The 15,276-nt window shown below is 58.2% G+C and carries 12 protein-coding genes and 1 riboswitch; of the genes, 3 read left to right on the top strand and 9 right to left on the bottom strand.

The window, feature by feature from the left end; translation table 11 throughout:
* Positions 1-42: 42 nt before the first annotated feature.
* A complete protein-coding gene (locus tag ACZ1HA_RS02210) occupies positions 43-666 on the bottom strand; it encodes a helix-turn-helix domain-containing protein (protein ID WP_436397655.1) in 624 nt (207 codons plus the stop codon).
* A gap of 308 nt (positions 667-974) precedes the next feature.
* Between ACZ1HA_RS02210 and ACZ1HA_RS02205 the strand changes: the two genes are divergently transcribed.
* The 3 genes from ACZ1HA_RS02205 (at position 975) to ACZ1HA_RS02195 (ending at position 7,167) form a co-directional block, all read left to right on the top strand.
* Positions 975-4,100 (top strand): transporter substrate-binding domain-containing protein, encoded by a 3,126-nt coding sequence (locus ACZ1HA_RS02205; protein ID WP_472712689.1) that lies wholly within the window; start codon positions 975-977, stop codon positions 4,098-4,100.
* Positions 4,078-4,476 (top strand): response regulator transcription factor, encoded by a 399-nt coding sequence (locus ACZ1HA_RS02200; protein WP_472712688.1) that lies wholly within the window; start codon positions 4,078-4,080, stop codon positions 4,474-4,476. Before ACZ1HA_RS02205 ends, ACZ1HA_RS02200 begins: the two co-directional genes overlap by 23 nt.
* A 210-nt stretch (positions 4,477-4,686) precedes the next feature.
* On the top strand, positions 4,687-7,167 hold the full coding sequence (locus tag ACZ1HA_RS02195) for a response regulator (RefSeq protein ID WP_472712687.1): 2,481 nt from the start codon (positions 4,687-4,689) through the stop codon (positions 7,165-7,167).
* 266 nt (positions 7,168-7,433) lie between these two features.
* On the opposite strand, the gene ACZ1HA_RS02190 is transcribed toward ACZ1HA_RS02195, so the two are convergent.
* From ACZ1HA_RS02190 to ACZ1HA_RS02155, 8 genes are all read right to left on the bottom strand, one after another.
* Positions 7,434-8,489 carry a FecCD family ABC transporter permease gene (locus tag ACZ1HA_RS02190; RefSeq protein ID WP_472712686.1) on the bottom strand — a complete coding sequence of 352 codons (1,056 nt, stop codon included), beginning with the start codon at positions 8,487-8,489 and terminating at the stop codon, positions 7,434-7,436.
* Positions 8,490-8,491: 2 nt separating this feature from the next.
* Complete coding sequence (locus ACZ1HA_RS02185; protein ID WP_472712685.1) at positions 8,492-9,427, bottom strand: ABC transporter substrate-binding protein; 936 nt, start codon at positions 9,425-9,427, stop codon at positions 8,492-8,494.
* Entirely contained in the window at positions 9,424-10,224 is an 801-nt protein-coding gene (locus ACZ1HA_RS02180; RefSeq protein WP_472712684.1) for an ABC transporter ATP-binding protein, read from the bottom strand. The genes ACZ1HA_RS02185 and ACZ1HA_RS02180 overlap by 4 nt, the downstream gene beginning before the upstream one ends.
* Positions 10,221-10,616: a DUF1636 family protein gene (locus tag ACZ1HA_RS02175; protein WP_472712683.1), complete on the bottom strand. Its 396-nt coding sequence runs from the start codon at positions 10,614-10,616 to the stop codon at positions 10,221-10,223. The genes ACZ1HA_RS02180 and ACZ1HA_RS02175 overlap by 4 nt, the downstream gene beginning before the upstream one ends.
* Before the next feature lie 120 nt (positions 10,617-10,736).
* Positions 10,737-10,949, bottom strand: a riboswitch (cobalamin riboswitch).
* Positions 10,950-11,055: 106 nt separating this feature from the next.
* Positions 11,056-12,714 (bottom strand): Na/Pi cotransporter family protein, encoded by a 1,659-nt coding sequence (locus ACZ1HA_RS02170; protein ID WP_472712682.1) that lies wholly within the window; start codon positions 12,712-12,714, stop codon positions 11,056-11,058.
* A gap of 12 nt (positions 12,715-12,726) precedes the next feature.
* A complete protein-coding gene (locus ACZ1HA_RS02165) occupies positions 12,727-13,524 on the bottom strand; it encodes a metallophosphoesterase (protein WP_472712681.1) in 798 nt (265 codons plus the stop codon).
* 4 nt (positions 13,525-13,528) lie between these two features.
* Entirely contained in the window at positions 13,529-14,338 is an 810-nt protein-coding gene (locus ACZ1HA_RS02160) for a carbohydrate ABC transporter permease (protein ID WP_472712680.1), read from the bottom strand.
* Positions 14,335-15,228, bottom strand: coding sequence for a carbohydrate ABC transporter permease (locus ACZ1HA_RS02155; protein ID WP_472712679.1), 894 nt, complete (start codon positions 15,226-15,228; stop codon positions 14,335-14,337). The genes ACZ1HA_RS02160 and ACZ1HA_RS02155 overlap by 4 nt, the downstream gene beginning before the upstream one ends.
* Between the last annotated feature and the right edge of the window lie 48 nt (positions 15,229-15,276).

Genomic DNA, 15,276 nt, shown 5'->3' with positions numbered 1-15,276 from the left:
AAAAAGAAAATTTTGTTCCTGAAGAGAAAATATCCGGCGCCATTATTCCTGAGAATAACAAATGATCGACAGGTATTTTGCCGGCAGCCTTTCTAGGGTTTCCGGGCCGTGCGGCGCATCTGCGTCAAAAAACAGACTGTCCCCTGGCTCCAGCGCATAGAGTTCAGAACCATGCCGGTATTTCACCGCGCCCTCGATCATATAGAGGAATTCCATGCCCTCGTGCTGGAAGGTTTCGAATGTGTCAGAATCTTCTGTCAGGCTGATCAGGTAAGGTTCAACAACAACCGCACTGGACTGGGCGCTCAGCAAACCCAGCAGCTTGTAATGGTGCCCCGCGCGGGTGCCTGCGCGTTCGGCTTCGACACCTTCACCAGCCCTGACATGCATGACGGGTCTGTCTTCCTCAAAGCCCTTGAAGAAGCTCGTGAGCGGTGCAGACAGCGTATTCGAAAGCGCCTGCAGCATCGACAGTGAAGGGGACACCTGTCCGTTCTCGATCTTGGAAAGCATGCCCGGGCTGACGCCTGTCTCTGCCGCCAGTTCAACAATGGTCCATTCTCTTTTCTGCCGCAGCAGACGGACCTGACGCCCGATTGCCGCCTCCAGCCTTCTGTCCTGGAAAAGCGCGGTATTGTGCGGGTTCTGCAACGGAGCTTTTTTCATGTGCGCAGCCTAGCGACGCAACCCTGAGACGTCAGCACGGTTTTTGCTCAAAAACACCGGTTCATTGCATCAGAAGAGCCCCGCAGTGCACCAAAATCCCGAACGCCCTTCTCCGGGTGTGCGCATGCTTGCAACTAAAACCACCGGCCCCGATGACGTTCCGTGTGCAGGGTCGTACGGAGCCCGTCAAACTGCGACAACTGTCGCTTGGTCAAACTCAGCCTGATACGCTATACCCTTGCTTTAAAACCCGGAGGGGCCTGTGACGACTGCACATTCTCCACAAAAACGCTGCAAAGGATCAGCTGATGCGCCTGATATCAATTCTGCTCTGTGTGCTGATACTGGCAGTGCCTGTACGATCTCAGGAGAACGACACAGCGCCTCTGGTTGTTCCGTTTCTGCAGATACCTCCATTTTCCTACCTTAACAGCGAAGGCGAACGGGCCGGTTTTTTCGTTTCGTTTGCCCGTCAGATTAGCGCCGAAATCGGCGTCCCCATTGAATATCTCGATGTTCCCGATTCCAATGCTTTCACGCAGGCGCAGATTTCCGGCGAATCCCAGTTGATTCCGGGTATTCTGCAGCTTGCGCCAATTGCCGCGACCAGCGTCTTTTCCGATGTCGTCGCCGTCGACCAGCTCCGCCCGGCCGTCCGGGCGGACAGTACTGAACTCGTTAAACTTGGCGTCCTGACCAACAGACGTGTTGGAATAGTCCCACCGGCGATGGGATCACAGCACCCTGTTCTGGAGCAGAATACAGCCATTCCGTTCGCCACACCGCAGGGCGCACTGATGGAGCTTCTGGCAGGGCGGGTGGACGCCGTTCTGGCACCTTCGGCAGCCATTCAGGAACTTGCGCGCGATGCCGGTTTTGATGGCCAGATCCGTTTTATCGGAGAACCGCTTCTCGAAGCGACCCGCCATATCGCACTGCATGAGAGCCGTGCCGAGCTGCTGGAGCCGATCAATGATGCCATAGCACGAATGGAGGCCGATGGACGCCTCGAAACCCTTCGGCAGCGCTACAACATTGAAGTGCCGACATCCCCGCCTGATGTCCTTTCGGTGGCTGTGGCCCATTTCCCGCCTCACCTGATACTCGATGACGATGGCACCGTTTCCGGCTTCATTCCGGACGCGGTCAGAGAGCTGGCGGAACGGGCCAGTCTTGAAATCGAATTCGTCACCACTCCGCAGAGCGGATATGTCGAGGGACCTGCCGGAACCGGAACAGATCTTGTTGCCGGACTGGTCGACACGCCGGACCGCCGGGAACTGATGGATTTTTCCCTGCCCGTGCGACAGGTGGTCGTAGAAGCCGTATTCACAGGGGATGATGCGCCTTCCGTTTCTGCGGTGTCCGATCTTCAGGATCTGAAAGTCGGGGTTCTGGCCGGCTCCATCGTTGAGACGGTTGCTCAGGGTCCGGGGACGCTGGACATTGTTCCTTTTGAGAACAATGCAGCACTGCTGAACGCCCTGCTGGGTGGCAGCATTGATGCCGCGATGGCGGTCGCCGGCGCGCTGGAAAGCGAGGGCGGGACCACAGCCGCAGACACCCTGCGCGCGGCAGAGGTTGCGAAAGTCAACACGGCGATTGCGCTGCGGTTCGGGCTGGGCAGCATCCGGGAGAAGCTGGACGTTGTTATCCCGGGTTTCCTGGTATCGCAGCGATACAACGAGCTCCGGGAAACGTATTACGGCCAGCCGGTGTTCTGGACCCGGACGCGGGTCATAGCCGCCTTTGCCGCCGGGACAGCAGGGATGCTTCTGGTGGTGGGTGCTGCGGTTTTTCACAATATGCGTGTCAGGGTGCGCGCAGCCGCAGAGATGTCATCAGTGCGCCGCGAGCTGGAGACGATTTTCAACGCGGCCACGAGTGGCATTGTCGCACTGAGCGCTAACGGGCAGATTTTGCGCATCAACAACCGGGCGCGCCATTTCCTGGGCGGTATCTCAGGAGAGCCGCCTTTTGCCTGGCCCGAGAGCATCAAGTTCCTTGAAGCCGAAACCATGACCCCGCTGGACAACAGCGCCGACCCCATTCAGCGTGCGCTCTCCGGCCACAATCTGCACAATCAGACCCACCTGCTGCGCCGGTTCCACGCCATCGAAGCGCAACGCTATGTACGGGTCGACAATGCGTCGCTTGATGACCCCGAAAGCGGCATCCGGACGGTTCTTGTTATTGACGACGTCTCTGAACAGGAGCGCAACAGACAGGTTGTTGAACGCAAAAGCCGCCTTGACGCTCTGGGGCAGCTGACGGGCGGGATAGCCCATGACTTCAACAACCTGCTGGCGTCGCAGCTGTATTCAGTCAGCCTCGCACGGAAAGCCAAAGACCCTGAAAAACGGGACAAATACCTGGAGGTTACGGAGAATTCGATCAACCGTGGCCGCTCTCTGACATCCCGCCTGCTGGCATTTGCGAAAAAGCAGCCGGGCCTGTCTTCTGTTCGCAAAACCGCAGACGTTATCGATGATTTCGAAAAGCTCATCCGGCCGATGCTGGAAGAGAAAATCGAGATTTCTTTTGAACTCGAAGATGATCAGCTGCGGCATTTCTGTGATCAGACACAGCTCGAAACAGCGCTTATGAATCTCGTTCTGAACAGCCGAGATGCAATTCTGCGCGGGGCGAAAGGAAACAGGATCGAGATCAGGGCCCGTCCTGTCAGGGCACCTAACCCGGATCTGGAAGCCCGGCAGTCAGGCACCATTGAGAGCCTCACAAAACCGCCAGGCGCCAGCTTTCGATACGTCGAGTTTTCTGTGACCGACAATGGCCCGGGCATGGATGAAGAGACCAAATCGCGTTGCACCGATCCGTTTTTCACCACAAAAAACAGCAACTCAGGCACGGGTCTGGGGCTGGCGATGGTTTATGGTTTTGTGCGTCACTCTGAGGGAGACCTCCGGATTTACTCAGAACTTGGTGTCGGCACGACCGTGAAACTGACCCTCCCGCGCGGCGCTGAGGATGGGCTCAGAGAGCGGCCCATGCCAGAGGCCGCCATCGAACGTGGACGTGGCCAGACCATTTTCGTGGTCGAAGATGAGCCACAGCTCCTGATGCTGCTATCTGACACGCTGGAAGACCTTGGGTACAACGTGATTTCAGCCAGCTCCGGCGCAAAAGCGATGCGGATGGTTGAGGCCGGTGTCGTCTTTGACCTGCTGCTGACGGACATCGTGATGCCGGATTCCATCGGCGGTTTCGAACTGGCCCGGCGTGTCCGGCAGGTCTATTCCGAAATTCCGGTGGTTTACATGTCCGGCTATACCGGCTTCACTGCAAGTGAAATGGGTGAGGTCCAGGCGCCGTTGCTGCAAAAGCCGGCCCCCCCATCGAACTCGCCAAAGCGATACAGACAGCGATGGGCAGTGAATAAGGATTGCTTCTTTGACCAGGATTCTCCTTCTTGAAGACGACGAGGCTTTTGCCGAGCTGCTGGCCGAAAGCCTCATAATCGAAGGCCACACCGTTGATGTCTTTGGCAATGCAACAGATGCGCTCGAAGCCTTGAAAAACGAGAAATACGGCATCATCGTCGCGGATGTTTTCATCAAAGCGGGCGGCCAGTACCGTCAGGATGGCGGTATCCGTCTTGTCAGCAGCGTCAAACAGATCCGGGCAGAAAAAATTCCGGTGATTGCAATTTCGGGTGGCTTCTCCGCGTCCAAACCAAGCAACGTGAAAGAAACCCTCAGGACTGTGGGCGCAAACGCAGTGCTGGCCAAGCCTTTCCATCCTGAAGATCTTCTGAACCTGATCTCGGAACTGACAAAGCTGGGGAAGTGAACCGGTAGAAGTGTTGGGGCATGCCAGCACGGGTATCGCCTCCCTGCTGCCCGGGATCAGGAGCCGGCGCCGCGCCTGCCCCACCGATATCCCGGAAGCTGACGGCACGAAAATGAATTCTTCCACGCCGCGCGTGTCGAATAGAATTGCACTGATCAACTTTAAGTGGAATAAATCTGTTAACCTTTCCTGCGAACTATTGAGGGCGCATTGTCAGATCAGCACTACCTCGAATCCGAGCTCGAAAGCCTCATTCGGACTGATCCGGCAATCTGGCGTTTTATCAGGGAAGCGTCGCTGGACGGTGTCTGGTACTGGGACCTGAACGATCCCCAGAATGAATACATGAGCCCGGAATTCTGGCAGCTGTTCGGCTTTGACCCAAAGACGAAAAAACACATGGCGGCCGAATGGCAGAACCTGATTTACCCTGAGGACCTTGAACTCGCCAAAGAAAACCTGGGCGCGCATCTCGCTGACCCGTCTCACCCCTATGATCAGGTTGTGCGCTACAGATGTTCAGACGGGAAAACCGCGTGGGTCCGATGCCGCGGCATTGCAGTGCGCGATGAACAAGGCAATCCGACCCGGCTGCTGGGCGCTCACAACGACATAACCGCCCTGAAAAACGAAGAACAGGCTGCGAAAAGCAACAGCGAATTCCTGTCGCAGATTATGGACACGGCCCACAGCGCGATTATCGGGCTGGATGCCGACGGGCAGGTATCTTCGATCAACTCGGCCGGGCGCCATTTCCTTGGCGGGATCAGCGATGCTGTTCCGTTTGCCTGGCCGGAGGAAATCGCCTTTCTGGACTCCGCGTCACTGAAGCCGCTCGAAAGTGCACAGGATCCTGTCCTGCGCATTCTTTCCGGTGTTGCTCTGAAGGGCGAAGTGTTTCTTATGACACGCAACAGGAGTATCGACCCCAGATATGTGCGCATTTCCAGTTCACCGGTCGAGGCGGGAGAAAAAGGGCTGCGCAGCGTTGTCATCCTTGACGATGTGTCCGAACAGGAAAAAAATCGCCAGCAGATCGAGCGCACAAGCCGCCTTGACGCTCTGGGACAGCTGACGGGCGGGATCGCGCATGATTTCAACAATCTGCTGGCAACCGTCCAGTATGCCCTGCAGCTTGCGCAGAACACCGAAACCGAAGAGAGGCGTACCCGCTATCTCGACACGGCCCTGACTTCCATTTCCCGGGGATCCGATCTGACCAAACGGCTGCTGGCTTTTGCAAAACAACAGCCAGGCACTGAGGTCTCAAAAGCCGTTGCTGAGGTTATGTCCGAGTTCAGGAGGCTCGCAGATCCGCTGATCGAAACAAATCTTGAGCTTCAGTTCGAAGTCACAGAGAGCGATTTCTGGGTGTATTGTGACACAGCGCAACTTTCGAATGCGCTTCTCAATCTGTTGCTCAACGCCCGCGATGCCATCCTGAGGAGTGGCCAAGGGAACTGCATCAAGATCCGGGCACGGGGCGTTGATGAGATCGACACGGACATGATCCTGCGCCGCGAACACGCAGACACCTACATCGCCACCGGACTGCAGGAAGATGAGATATTCGCGGGTGAAATCGCAGAAAATACCGCATATCGTTTTGTTGAGTTTTCCGTCTCTGACAACGGTCCCGGCATGACAGACGAGATCAGAGACCGGGCCATTGATCCGTTTTTCACGACGAAGGATACGAATTCCGGCACGGGGCTGGGTCTGTCGATGGTCTATGGGTTTGTGCAGCAGGCAAATGGTGAGTTGAGGATCTATTCCGAACACGGACAGGGCACGACCGTGCGGCTTCTGGTGCCACGCGGCACGCGCCAAGGGCATCGCGAACAGCCGGTTCAGGTTGAACCCGAAGCTCAGGGTCAGGGGCAGCGCATTCTGATCGTTGAAGACGAGGTTTCCCTGCGGACAATGATGGAAGATCTGATCACAGATCTTGGCTACGCCGTGCAGACGGTCAGCTCGGGCAACGAAGCCCTCGCGCTCATTGAAAAGGACGCCGCCTTTGATCTGGTCATCACGGATATCGTGATGCCGGGTGACATCGGCGGCTTTGTTCTGGCAAAGGAAATCCGCCGTCTTTTCCCCGATATGGCGATCATCTACATGTCCGGCTACACGGGCTATTCCGTCGAGGACATGAACGACGTTATTGCACCGCTGCTGCAGAAGCCCTGCCCGCCGGAAGAACTGGCGCAGACAATAGCAACAGCGCTTGAAACCAGGGGAAACAAATCCCCGCGACTGACCCGGAAGGCAGCCTGCATGGCATATGTACTGATACTTGAAGACGACGAAACCTTTGGAAAGCTGTTGCAGGAGTCTCTGGAAGAGGCCGGCCATACTGCAACAACATTCGCCAATGCCACAACGGCCTATGCCTCGGTCTGCGAGCAGGCGCCTGATGTTGTCGTGACCGACCTTATCGTTCTGGAACAAAATAAGCCGGTGCCGGATGGTGGCCTGTCGTTGATTTCGCGGATCAGGCATCGCGGGAACCCGGCGCACAGTGCGATACCCATTGTGGCAATTTCCGGTGCGCACAGGTCAAAAGGTTTGCAGAATGCGCTTGAAACAGCGGAAAAACTGGGCGCTGATTTTTCGCTGGAAAAACCGTTTTCCCCGCATGATCTGCTGAGCATAATTGACAGACTGACCGCCTCCCGCGCTCAGGCCTGATCCGTTATCCTCAGGCTACCCCCTTTTCCGCCAACTGACCTGTTGTGCCGGAGAGATGGTTTGGGACCATTCCTGAAATCATATTTACCTTTTCTGAATACTGAAGAGAAAAGGCGCGTTGCGGCGGTTGGTTACCCAGGGTCCGGAACATATCGTCTCTTCATCCCGCCACGGTTTTCAGCCGGCATCGGCATCCGACACCTCTTCCGGAAAGCCGGTTTCAGATGCCGCCTCCACCGCGTCGGCGCCTTTGTGCAAACACAACGCTAGAGCGCTCGTTTTCGCCCCAGCAGCCAGACAAAGAAGATGCCGCCAACCATGCCAGTTACGATGCCGATGGGCATATCTTCGGGCGCCATCACGGTGCGTGCGGCGATATCCGCCCACAACAGGAAGACTGCGCCAACCAGCGCCGACCCCGGAAGCACACGGCGATAATCCCCGCCGACCACCATCCGCACAACATGCGGGACCATCAGGCCGACAAACCCGATGATCCCGGAAAAAGCCACCATCACACCGGTAATCAGCGCGCCGACAACAAATGTTGTCAGCCGGAAACGGGCGACAGGAATACCCAGCGTCGACGCAGTTTCGTCGCCCACGGTCATGGCGTTCAGATCCCCTGCCCGCGCCATCAGCCAGACAGCACAGACAGAGAGGACGGCCAGCGGATAAATAAGCTGGCTCCACTGCGCGAGGCCAAGCCCGCCCAGCATCCAGAAAACAACAGTATGCGTCGCGCGCGGATCGCCCAGAAAGATCAGAACATTTGCCGCCGCCATAATGATGAACGACACGGCGACCCCTGCCAGCACAAGCCGGTCGGCATTCGTTGCATCGGCAAAACGGGACACCCCGAGCACAATTGCCGTCGCCCCAAGCGCACCCAGAAAAGCCAGCAAAGGCACAGTCAGCAGCCCGATGAACAGCCCTGTGTGCAGCAGAGCCAGAATGGCACCAAACGCCCCGCCCGAAGAGATCCCGAGCAGGTGCGGGTCTGCGAGGGGGTTCCGCGTGACCGCCTGCAGGCTGGCCCCGACCATCGCCAGCCCCGCGCCCACCATCATAGCGAGCAGTGCCCGTGGAAACCGGATTTCCCAGACGATGGCCGCGCGCCCCTGAGACCAGGACGGATCGACCATTCCGGGCGATATCCTGTTCAGAAATACGCCCCAGACGGTACTCTGGGGGATGCGCACGGACCCCACCGAAATCGCAACAGAAAGCGAGACCAGAAGCAGCGCCAGACCGCAGAGCGCAAAGACCGCAGTACGGCCCCTGTAACGCTTTGGCGCGATGCTGCTTCCGGTCCCGCTCATGGCTATTCTGACCAGAACGCGTCGGCGAGGGTTTTGACTGCCTGAATGTTGCGCGGGCCTGGTGTCGCTTCGAGGTATTCCAGCGTTACAAAGCGATCGTTTTTGACTGCATCCAGTTCCGCAAACGCCGGGTTGGACATCATGAAATCGCGTTTCTGCTCCGCTGTGACCTCGCCATAGTTGACGATCATGATCACCTCGGGATTGCGCTCGACGACTTCTTCCCAAGTCACCGTAGCCCAGCTTTTTTCGAAGTCATCCATGATGTTAACGCCACCTGCGGCCTCGATCAGCGCGGTTGGCATGGCATAGCGTCCGGCGGTGAAAGGTGCATCCTCGCCGCTGTCATACACGAAAACGCGCGGCGCCCCGCCCGTGCTGAGAGATCCGGTAAAGGCGGCCAGTTCGGCGCGGTAGCCGTCAACCAGAGCCTGCGCGCGTTCCTCAACATCAAAAATGCGTCCAAGGTTCATGAGGTCAGCATACATATCGTCGATGCTCGCCTTTTCCTTGTCCATGATGTGGGTGCAGGATTCCATGAGCTCATAGACGCTGATCCCGAAGGGCGCCAGCGTTTCCGGTGTCACCTCACCGCCCACTTTCATGCCGTAGTTCCAGCCGGCAAAAAAGAAATCCGCATCGGCACCGACCAGAACTTCTTTGGAAGGGTATTTGGCGGACAGCTCAGGCAGTTCTTCGACACCTGATCGCATTTCCGCATCCAGCGTTTTCCAGCCCGAAATGCCGGTATAGCCGACCATCCGGTCCGCCAGACCAAGCACCAGCATCATCTCTGTCAGATTTACATCGTTCGAGATGGCACGCTCGGGCGGTGCATCAAAGGTGACTGTCCGGTTGCAGCTTTGCACAGATACTTCTGCAGCCGCTGAACCTGCTGACAGCAGAAGAGCCATCGCCGCCAGGAATGGGGATTTCATTGGGTCGTTTCCTTGTTTCTGAGGTGAAAAGTAAGATGGTCCGTACCGCTGCGGGACAGCTGTTCACGGTATGCGGTTATCTGAAAAGCCTTGGCGACCGCCTCTTCAGACAGAACGTCTGCAGGGGCACCAAACCCGATGGAGCGGCCGGACTGCAACAACAGCACATCATCGCAGACGCCTGCCGCCAGATTAAGATCGTGCAGGGATGTGACGATGGTCAGAGGCAGTTTCCGGATCAGTTCCAGCACTTCCAGCTGGTGGCGGATATCAAGGTGGTTGGTGGGCTCATCCAGGATCAGCAGACGCGGTTCCTGCGCCAGAGCGCGCGCCACCATGACGCGCTGACGCTCGCCACCCGACAGCGTGTTCAGATACCGGTCAGCCAGCCGGTGCAGGTCCAGCCGATAAAGCGCACTGTCCACAATTTCCGCGTCGCGCGCACCGGGACTGCCCGCAAACCCGCGAAGATGCGGTGTCCGGCCAAGCGCCACGATTTCCCGGACTGTCAACGCAAAATCTCCGGGCTGTTCCTGCAGGACGACCGCGATACACCGCGCAGCCTCCCGTGCCGAGAGTTCCCATATGTCCTTGCCGTCCACTTCGACGGACCCTGTTGCGGGACGGTGAAATCGGTAAAGAAGACGCAGCAGCGTGGTTTTCCCCGCGCCGTTCGGCCCGACAATCCCAAGCACCCGGCCAGCGTCCAGATCGAAGCTCGTCGGATGCAGCAGGGTCTCGGTCAGACGCCCGGGCGCCCAGGACAGATTGCGCACACAGAGGCGGGCCGCCGTCACGACGCCCTGACCTTGCTCTCTTCGGTAACAATCATCGCAGCCGGCACCCGCGCGAGCGTACTGGCGCGCAATTTTCCGGGACGATCAACAGAAGAACACCAGCCGTCATGCAGATAGGCGTATTGTCTGGCGAAGGTCACCAGGTCCTCCACATCCGTTTCCGGATCAATGTCACCGAACAGATATGTCGCCTTCCGCGTCCCATGATAGGCAACCGTGCACGGGCGGTCGCAGCCTGCCATACAGGCCACGCCTGAGATTTCGAAATCATCAGGCACAAAGTCCCCCGCCTTCGCGATTGCATGGCGCAGTTTTTCGATCAGTTCAAAGCCTGGACGACACTCAGTTCCCTTGTGCCGGCAGGATGTGCAGATTGTAATTCGATGGTCCATCTGGCCCTCCGCCTTTCAGACGGGGGAAGGATACAGAACCATGTTTTTGCGGGTGGGACCGCATCGTCATCATGTGCTCCTGACCAGGCACCCCGCCTGCATCGAGTTGAAATACCGGCGCATTTCACGCCGTCGATGGCAGGTATCCTGACTTACGGGTCACCGCTTCCCCGAACCTTCCCGGATCTGTTGATCCAGTGGTCCCTGTCGGGGTCGCTCGCCGCTTACAGTTGCGGGGGCAGTCACGGATTTGGCGTTTTGGCGACACCGCACCGTGTTCCCTTTTATCTCTTTCGCTTCGGGCGTCAGAGAACCATCGCGGTCACCTAATTCCATCGCAGGAGACCCGTCAATGCTTATCATCGTGCCGGCAGAATTTCGTGGTCACTGACTATAGGATTCGCTCACCAGGAAAAGGACCACCGCCAGACAGGCCCGGTCAGGAATCGATCAGCCGGCTTTCCAGAAGTTCGCCACGTTCTTTCAGCAGCGGATAGGCGATCATGGCAAATGACGTGTTGAGCATTTTCAGCGACCTAAGAAGGTCAATGTGAACGGCGCTTGTTTCGATGGACTCGACCAATCCCTTGCGCAGACGCGTCAGGTGTTTGCGTTCCAGCTTCTGCTCAATGTCGCGGATCATCTCTTTCTGCTGCACCAGTTCGCGGGCGGCCCCGACATCCTCTGACATCAGCACCACAATGCCGTGCTGTACGTTTCTGAGGACTCGGTCGTGAAAGTCGGAGAGTTCCTTCCAGCCATTTTCGGAAAAGCTGGTTTTTTCCTGATGCATCTGTCGGGCCAGCGCCGCGATTTTCCGCGCTATTAGGTCCGCACCCGCCTCCAGGTTTACCGCAACGCCTGCCAGATCAAATGCCCTTGTCCCGGTGTCCTCTTCGGGATCCCGCGATCTGATGCTGGCAAGATAGACCCGCAGATCAAGCGACATGTTCGCGACTTCGCGGTATTCACTGCGCAACCGGGCAGCGGTCGGCTCGTCATAGGCATCAAACAGGCGCATGCCATCGCGCAGCATCGTCTCAATCCGGTTGCCCATTTCCACCAGCTCACGCTGTGCACAGGCAAAGGCGCGCGGCGGGTCAGTACGGACTGTAGGATCGAGAGCTGAGCGTCGTGGCGCATCCGCATGGGCGTCGGTAGTCCCGGGCAGGACCATCCGCGCCAAAGCCAGCGTTGGCCTGAGGACAACGATCCCGATGACCAGCAGTGCCACGTTGAAAACGAGATGCAGGTTGAGCGCCTGCTGCTGCGCACTGCCCCCCGGGATGAGCGCGCCGGCATCGAACCGATAGAGAAAAAGCAGAGCAATCAGCGCGCCGCCCCCGCGCAGTATCAGGTTCCCGACAATGACGCGGCGCACGTCGGGCTCGGACCGGAGCGTCAGCACAAAAGCAATAAACGCCCCCCCGAGGTTCGCGCCGAGCACCATGGCAAAGGCGGCCTGCAGTGGCAGCATGCCCTGGGCCGCCAGGGCGGCAAAAAGAAGAATCGCCGCCACACTGGAATGCACGGCCCAGGCAAACAGCGCAGCCAGCAGGAACGCGGTAATGAGATCGCCGGCCAGATAGGACATGACGGTCGCAAAACCCTGGCTTCCGGACAGCGGTGCCGCCGCTTCGCGGATCAGGTCGAGCGACATGAAAATCAGCGCAAGACCGATGAGTATCCGACCGATCTGCCTCAGGCTGCGGCGGGAACTGCGCAGAAAAAACAAAACACCCAGCAGCAAAAGCAGCGGGGACAGCAACGCTATGGGCGAATTAAGCAGCTGTACGACAATGGCAGAGCCCAGATCGGCCCCCAGAATAATGGCAAGCCCCGCATAGGCACCGATCTTGCCCGACGCCATGAACCCCGCCAGAAGCAGCGCAACAGCAGTGGAACTCTGCAACAGCACAGCAGCGCCAGCCCCCGTTCCTGCGGCGGTGAAACTGTTGCCCGTTGACCGGCGCAGCCACAACCGCAGATGACCGCCGAAAGCGCGTTCAAAACCAGTCCGGACCAGCCGGACTGCCCAGATCAGGAGAGCAGCCGCGGCCGCCAGATTCAGCGCAACAAGCGTTGGTGACAGTTCCATACCTCTGCCCCTTCAGAACGGATGCGTTCCGGACGAAGGCTCAAGCGGCAGAACAGTCCAGTGACCGTCCGGACCGGTATCCAGCAGCGCACAGCCCGTCGGGCCACTCCGGAAGCCAACCCGAGCCCCGGCGCGCCGGTCGAGCGCAAAGGCGCTGCAGATGGAGGGTGCGGTCATTACCCGGTGACCCCGGACTGATCGAAAATAGACGCCATGCACATGCCCCGCGAGAACAGTTACCTCTGTCTGCGCTTCTTTCAGAACGGAGTCCAGCAGGGTCGCGTTTTCCAGACCGATCGCGTCCATAAATCTGATCCCGGTCTGAATGGGCGGGTGATGGAGCATGAGGACAGTGGGTCCTGTGTATTGCCGCGCCAGTGCCTCGCTGAGAAAACCGAGGCTTTCGGGCCGGAGAATTCCCCCACCCTGCCCTTCGATCAGCGTGTCCAGCCCGACAACCAGCGTCTCGCCAAAAGTCTCTGACCAGTCGATCAGACCTGTTGGCGGCATCGATGGCTGAGCTGCAAAAGCAGCGCGGAACGCTCCGCGTGCATCATGATTGCCCGGCACGACAAAGACCGGCAGCCCAAGACCCGCCAGTTCAGCAGCGGCAAAGGCGTAGCTGTCCTCAGAGCCGTCATCACTGATATCCCCGGTGATGAGAACAGCATCCAGCGGGTCAATGGCCGCGCGCATCTCCAGCAGCCGATCCACAGCGGCTGTGAGGATCGAGCGGGTATCAAGTACGCCGGATGCGAGCGTGCCCTCCGCCACCACATGCAGATCGCTGAGATGCAGGAAACGCGCCATGGTCTTATTTGATCCCGGCGCGCAGGAAAGCCTGGACGAACTGACGCTGGAACACCAGAAACGCCAGCAGCAATGGCGCGACCGACATCATCGTGGCCGCCGAAATCACGCTGATGTCCACGCCATTTTCCGGCGCCCCGAAGATTGACAGGCCCACCGTAAGCGGACGTGTATCAGGTGAATTGGTCACGATCAGCGGCCACAGAAAGTTGTTCCAGTGCGTGGAGACCGAAACCAGCGCGTAGGCCAGATAGGTGGGCCGCGCCAGTGGCACATAGACCCGCCATAGGATACCGAACCAGCCACATCCTTCGACCCGCGCCGCCTCATGCAGTTCAATGGGCACTCCTTTAAAGGCCTGCCGCATCAGGAAGATGCCGAATGCAGAAGCCATATAAGGCATACCGACACCGAGGACCGAATCGAACAGTCCGAGCCGCGAAACCATCGCGTAGTTTTCGACGATCAGCACTTCTGGCAGAATGAAAAGCTGCATCAGAACGAGGATAAAGACAAAATCCCGCCCCGGGAAACGGACCTGTGCAAATGCAAAACCGGCCAGCGTAGTCACAAAAAACTGCCCGATCAGGATGACCGTCACCAGCACGAAAGTGTTCAGAAAATATCGCAGCCAGGGAGCGCCACTCCAGGCTGTACGGAAATTATCGAGCGTCCACGGCGACGTCAGATTGAAGTTGACCGCGTCCGATGTGCTGTGAAAAGCGGCCCAGAAGGCAAACACCAGCGGCGCGATCCAGATGACTGCGAGCAACAGCGCGCCAAAGGCTTCGATATGACGGGAAAGGCGGCTCACTGGTAATGGGTCCGCTTGTCCAGAATGGTGAATTTGATCCCGGCAACCACCCCCAGCACCACGAGAACCATGATCGTGAGCGCGGCCGCCTGAGGCGCATCAAAGAAGGCAAAGGCCATCTCCCAGATGTAGTAGAGGATCAATTTGGAGGCATCATTGGGGCCCCCTTTGGTCAGAATAAACAGATGGTCGATCAGCTTTACCGAATTGATCAGTGCATTGACCAGAATGAACAGCGTGGTCGGCATCAGCAGCGGCAGAACGATCCGCCGTGTATATGTCCAGCGACTGGCACCTTCGATATCGGCGGCTTCTTTGAGATCTTCGGGAATGGTCTGAAGCGCTGCGAGGTAGAAGATCATGAAGAACCCGGCCTCTTTCCAGATCGTGACGATGATCACGGCCCAGAGCGCGGTTTCCGGCTGCCCCAGCCAGTTGACGCTCGGCAGCCCGAACAGACCGCCGATCTGATCCAGAACACCCAGACCCGGCGTGTAGAAAAAGAGCCACAGGTTTGCTGCAGCAATCATGGGCAGCACCGTCGGGGTGAAATAGGCTGTCCGGACGAACCCGCGGGCCGGCAATTTCGAGTTCGCCCAAAGCGCCATCGCAAGGGCGATCGCAATCGAGATCGGTATTGTCGCGCCTGCATAAATCAGGTTGTTGGTGACCACTTTCCAGAACGTCGGATCTGCGAAGAGATCTGTGTAGTTTTCACTACCGACAAATTCACTGGGACGGCGGCGTGTCCCGCGCGAAAAAAGGCTGGACCACAGTGTCGCGACCGACGGGTAGAAGGCAAACAGGGTAAGCAACACCATCGCAGGCGACAACAGCAACCACCCATAGATCGCCTGTCTGCGTCGTTCGAGATTAACTGGTACGGCCATGTGGGATGCCCTTTGCCCCTGGTACCCTGTCGGATGCCCGGACACAGG

The organism is Roseobacter sp. S87, assembly GCF_055693285.1.
Note: the sequence above shows the minus strand (reverse complement) of the source record. Positions and strands in the feature narration are given on the sequence as shown.

What these genes read in the sequence shown, in the direction of transcription:
- ACZ1HA_RS02210 (WP_436397655.1), bottom strand. Translation starts at nt 666, where the DNA reads ATGAAAAAAGCTCCGTTGCAGAACCCGCACAATACCGCGCTTTTCCAG.
- ACZ1HA_RS02205 (WP_472712689.1), top strand. Translation starts at nt 975, where the DNA reads ATGCGCCTGATATCAATTCTGCTCTGTGTGCTGATACTGGCAGTGCCT.
- ACZ1HA_RS02190 (WP_472712686.1), bottom strand. Translation starts at nt 8,489, where the DNA reads ATGAGCGGGACCGGAAGCAGCATCGCGCCAAAGCGTTACAGGGGCCGT.
- ACZ1HA_RS02185 (WP_472712685.1), bottom strand. Translation starts at nt 9,427, where the DNA reads ATGAAATCCCCATTCCTGGCGGCGATGGCTCTTCTGCTGTCAGCAGGT.
- ACZ1HA_RS02175 (WP_472712683.1), bottom strand. Translation starts at nt 10,616, where the DNA reads ATGGACCATCGAATTACAATCTGCACATCCTGCCGGCACAAGGGAACT.
- ACZ1HA_RS02170 (WP_472712682.1), bottom strand. Translation starts at nt 12,714, where the DNA reads ATGGAACTGTCACCAACGCTTGTTGCGCTGAATCTGGCGGCCGCGGCT.
- ACZ1HA_RS02165 (WP_472712681.1), bottom strand. Translation starts at nt 13,524, where the DNA reads ATGGCGCGTTTCCTGCATCTCAGCGATCTGCATGTGGTGGCGGAGGGC.
- ACZ1HA_RS02155 (WP_472712679.1), bottom strand. Translation starts at nt 15,228, where the DNA reads ATGGCCGTACCAGTTAATCTCGAACGACGCAGACAGGCGATCTATGGG.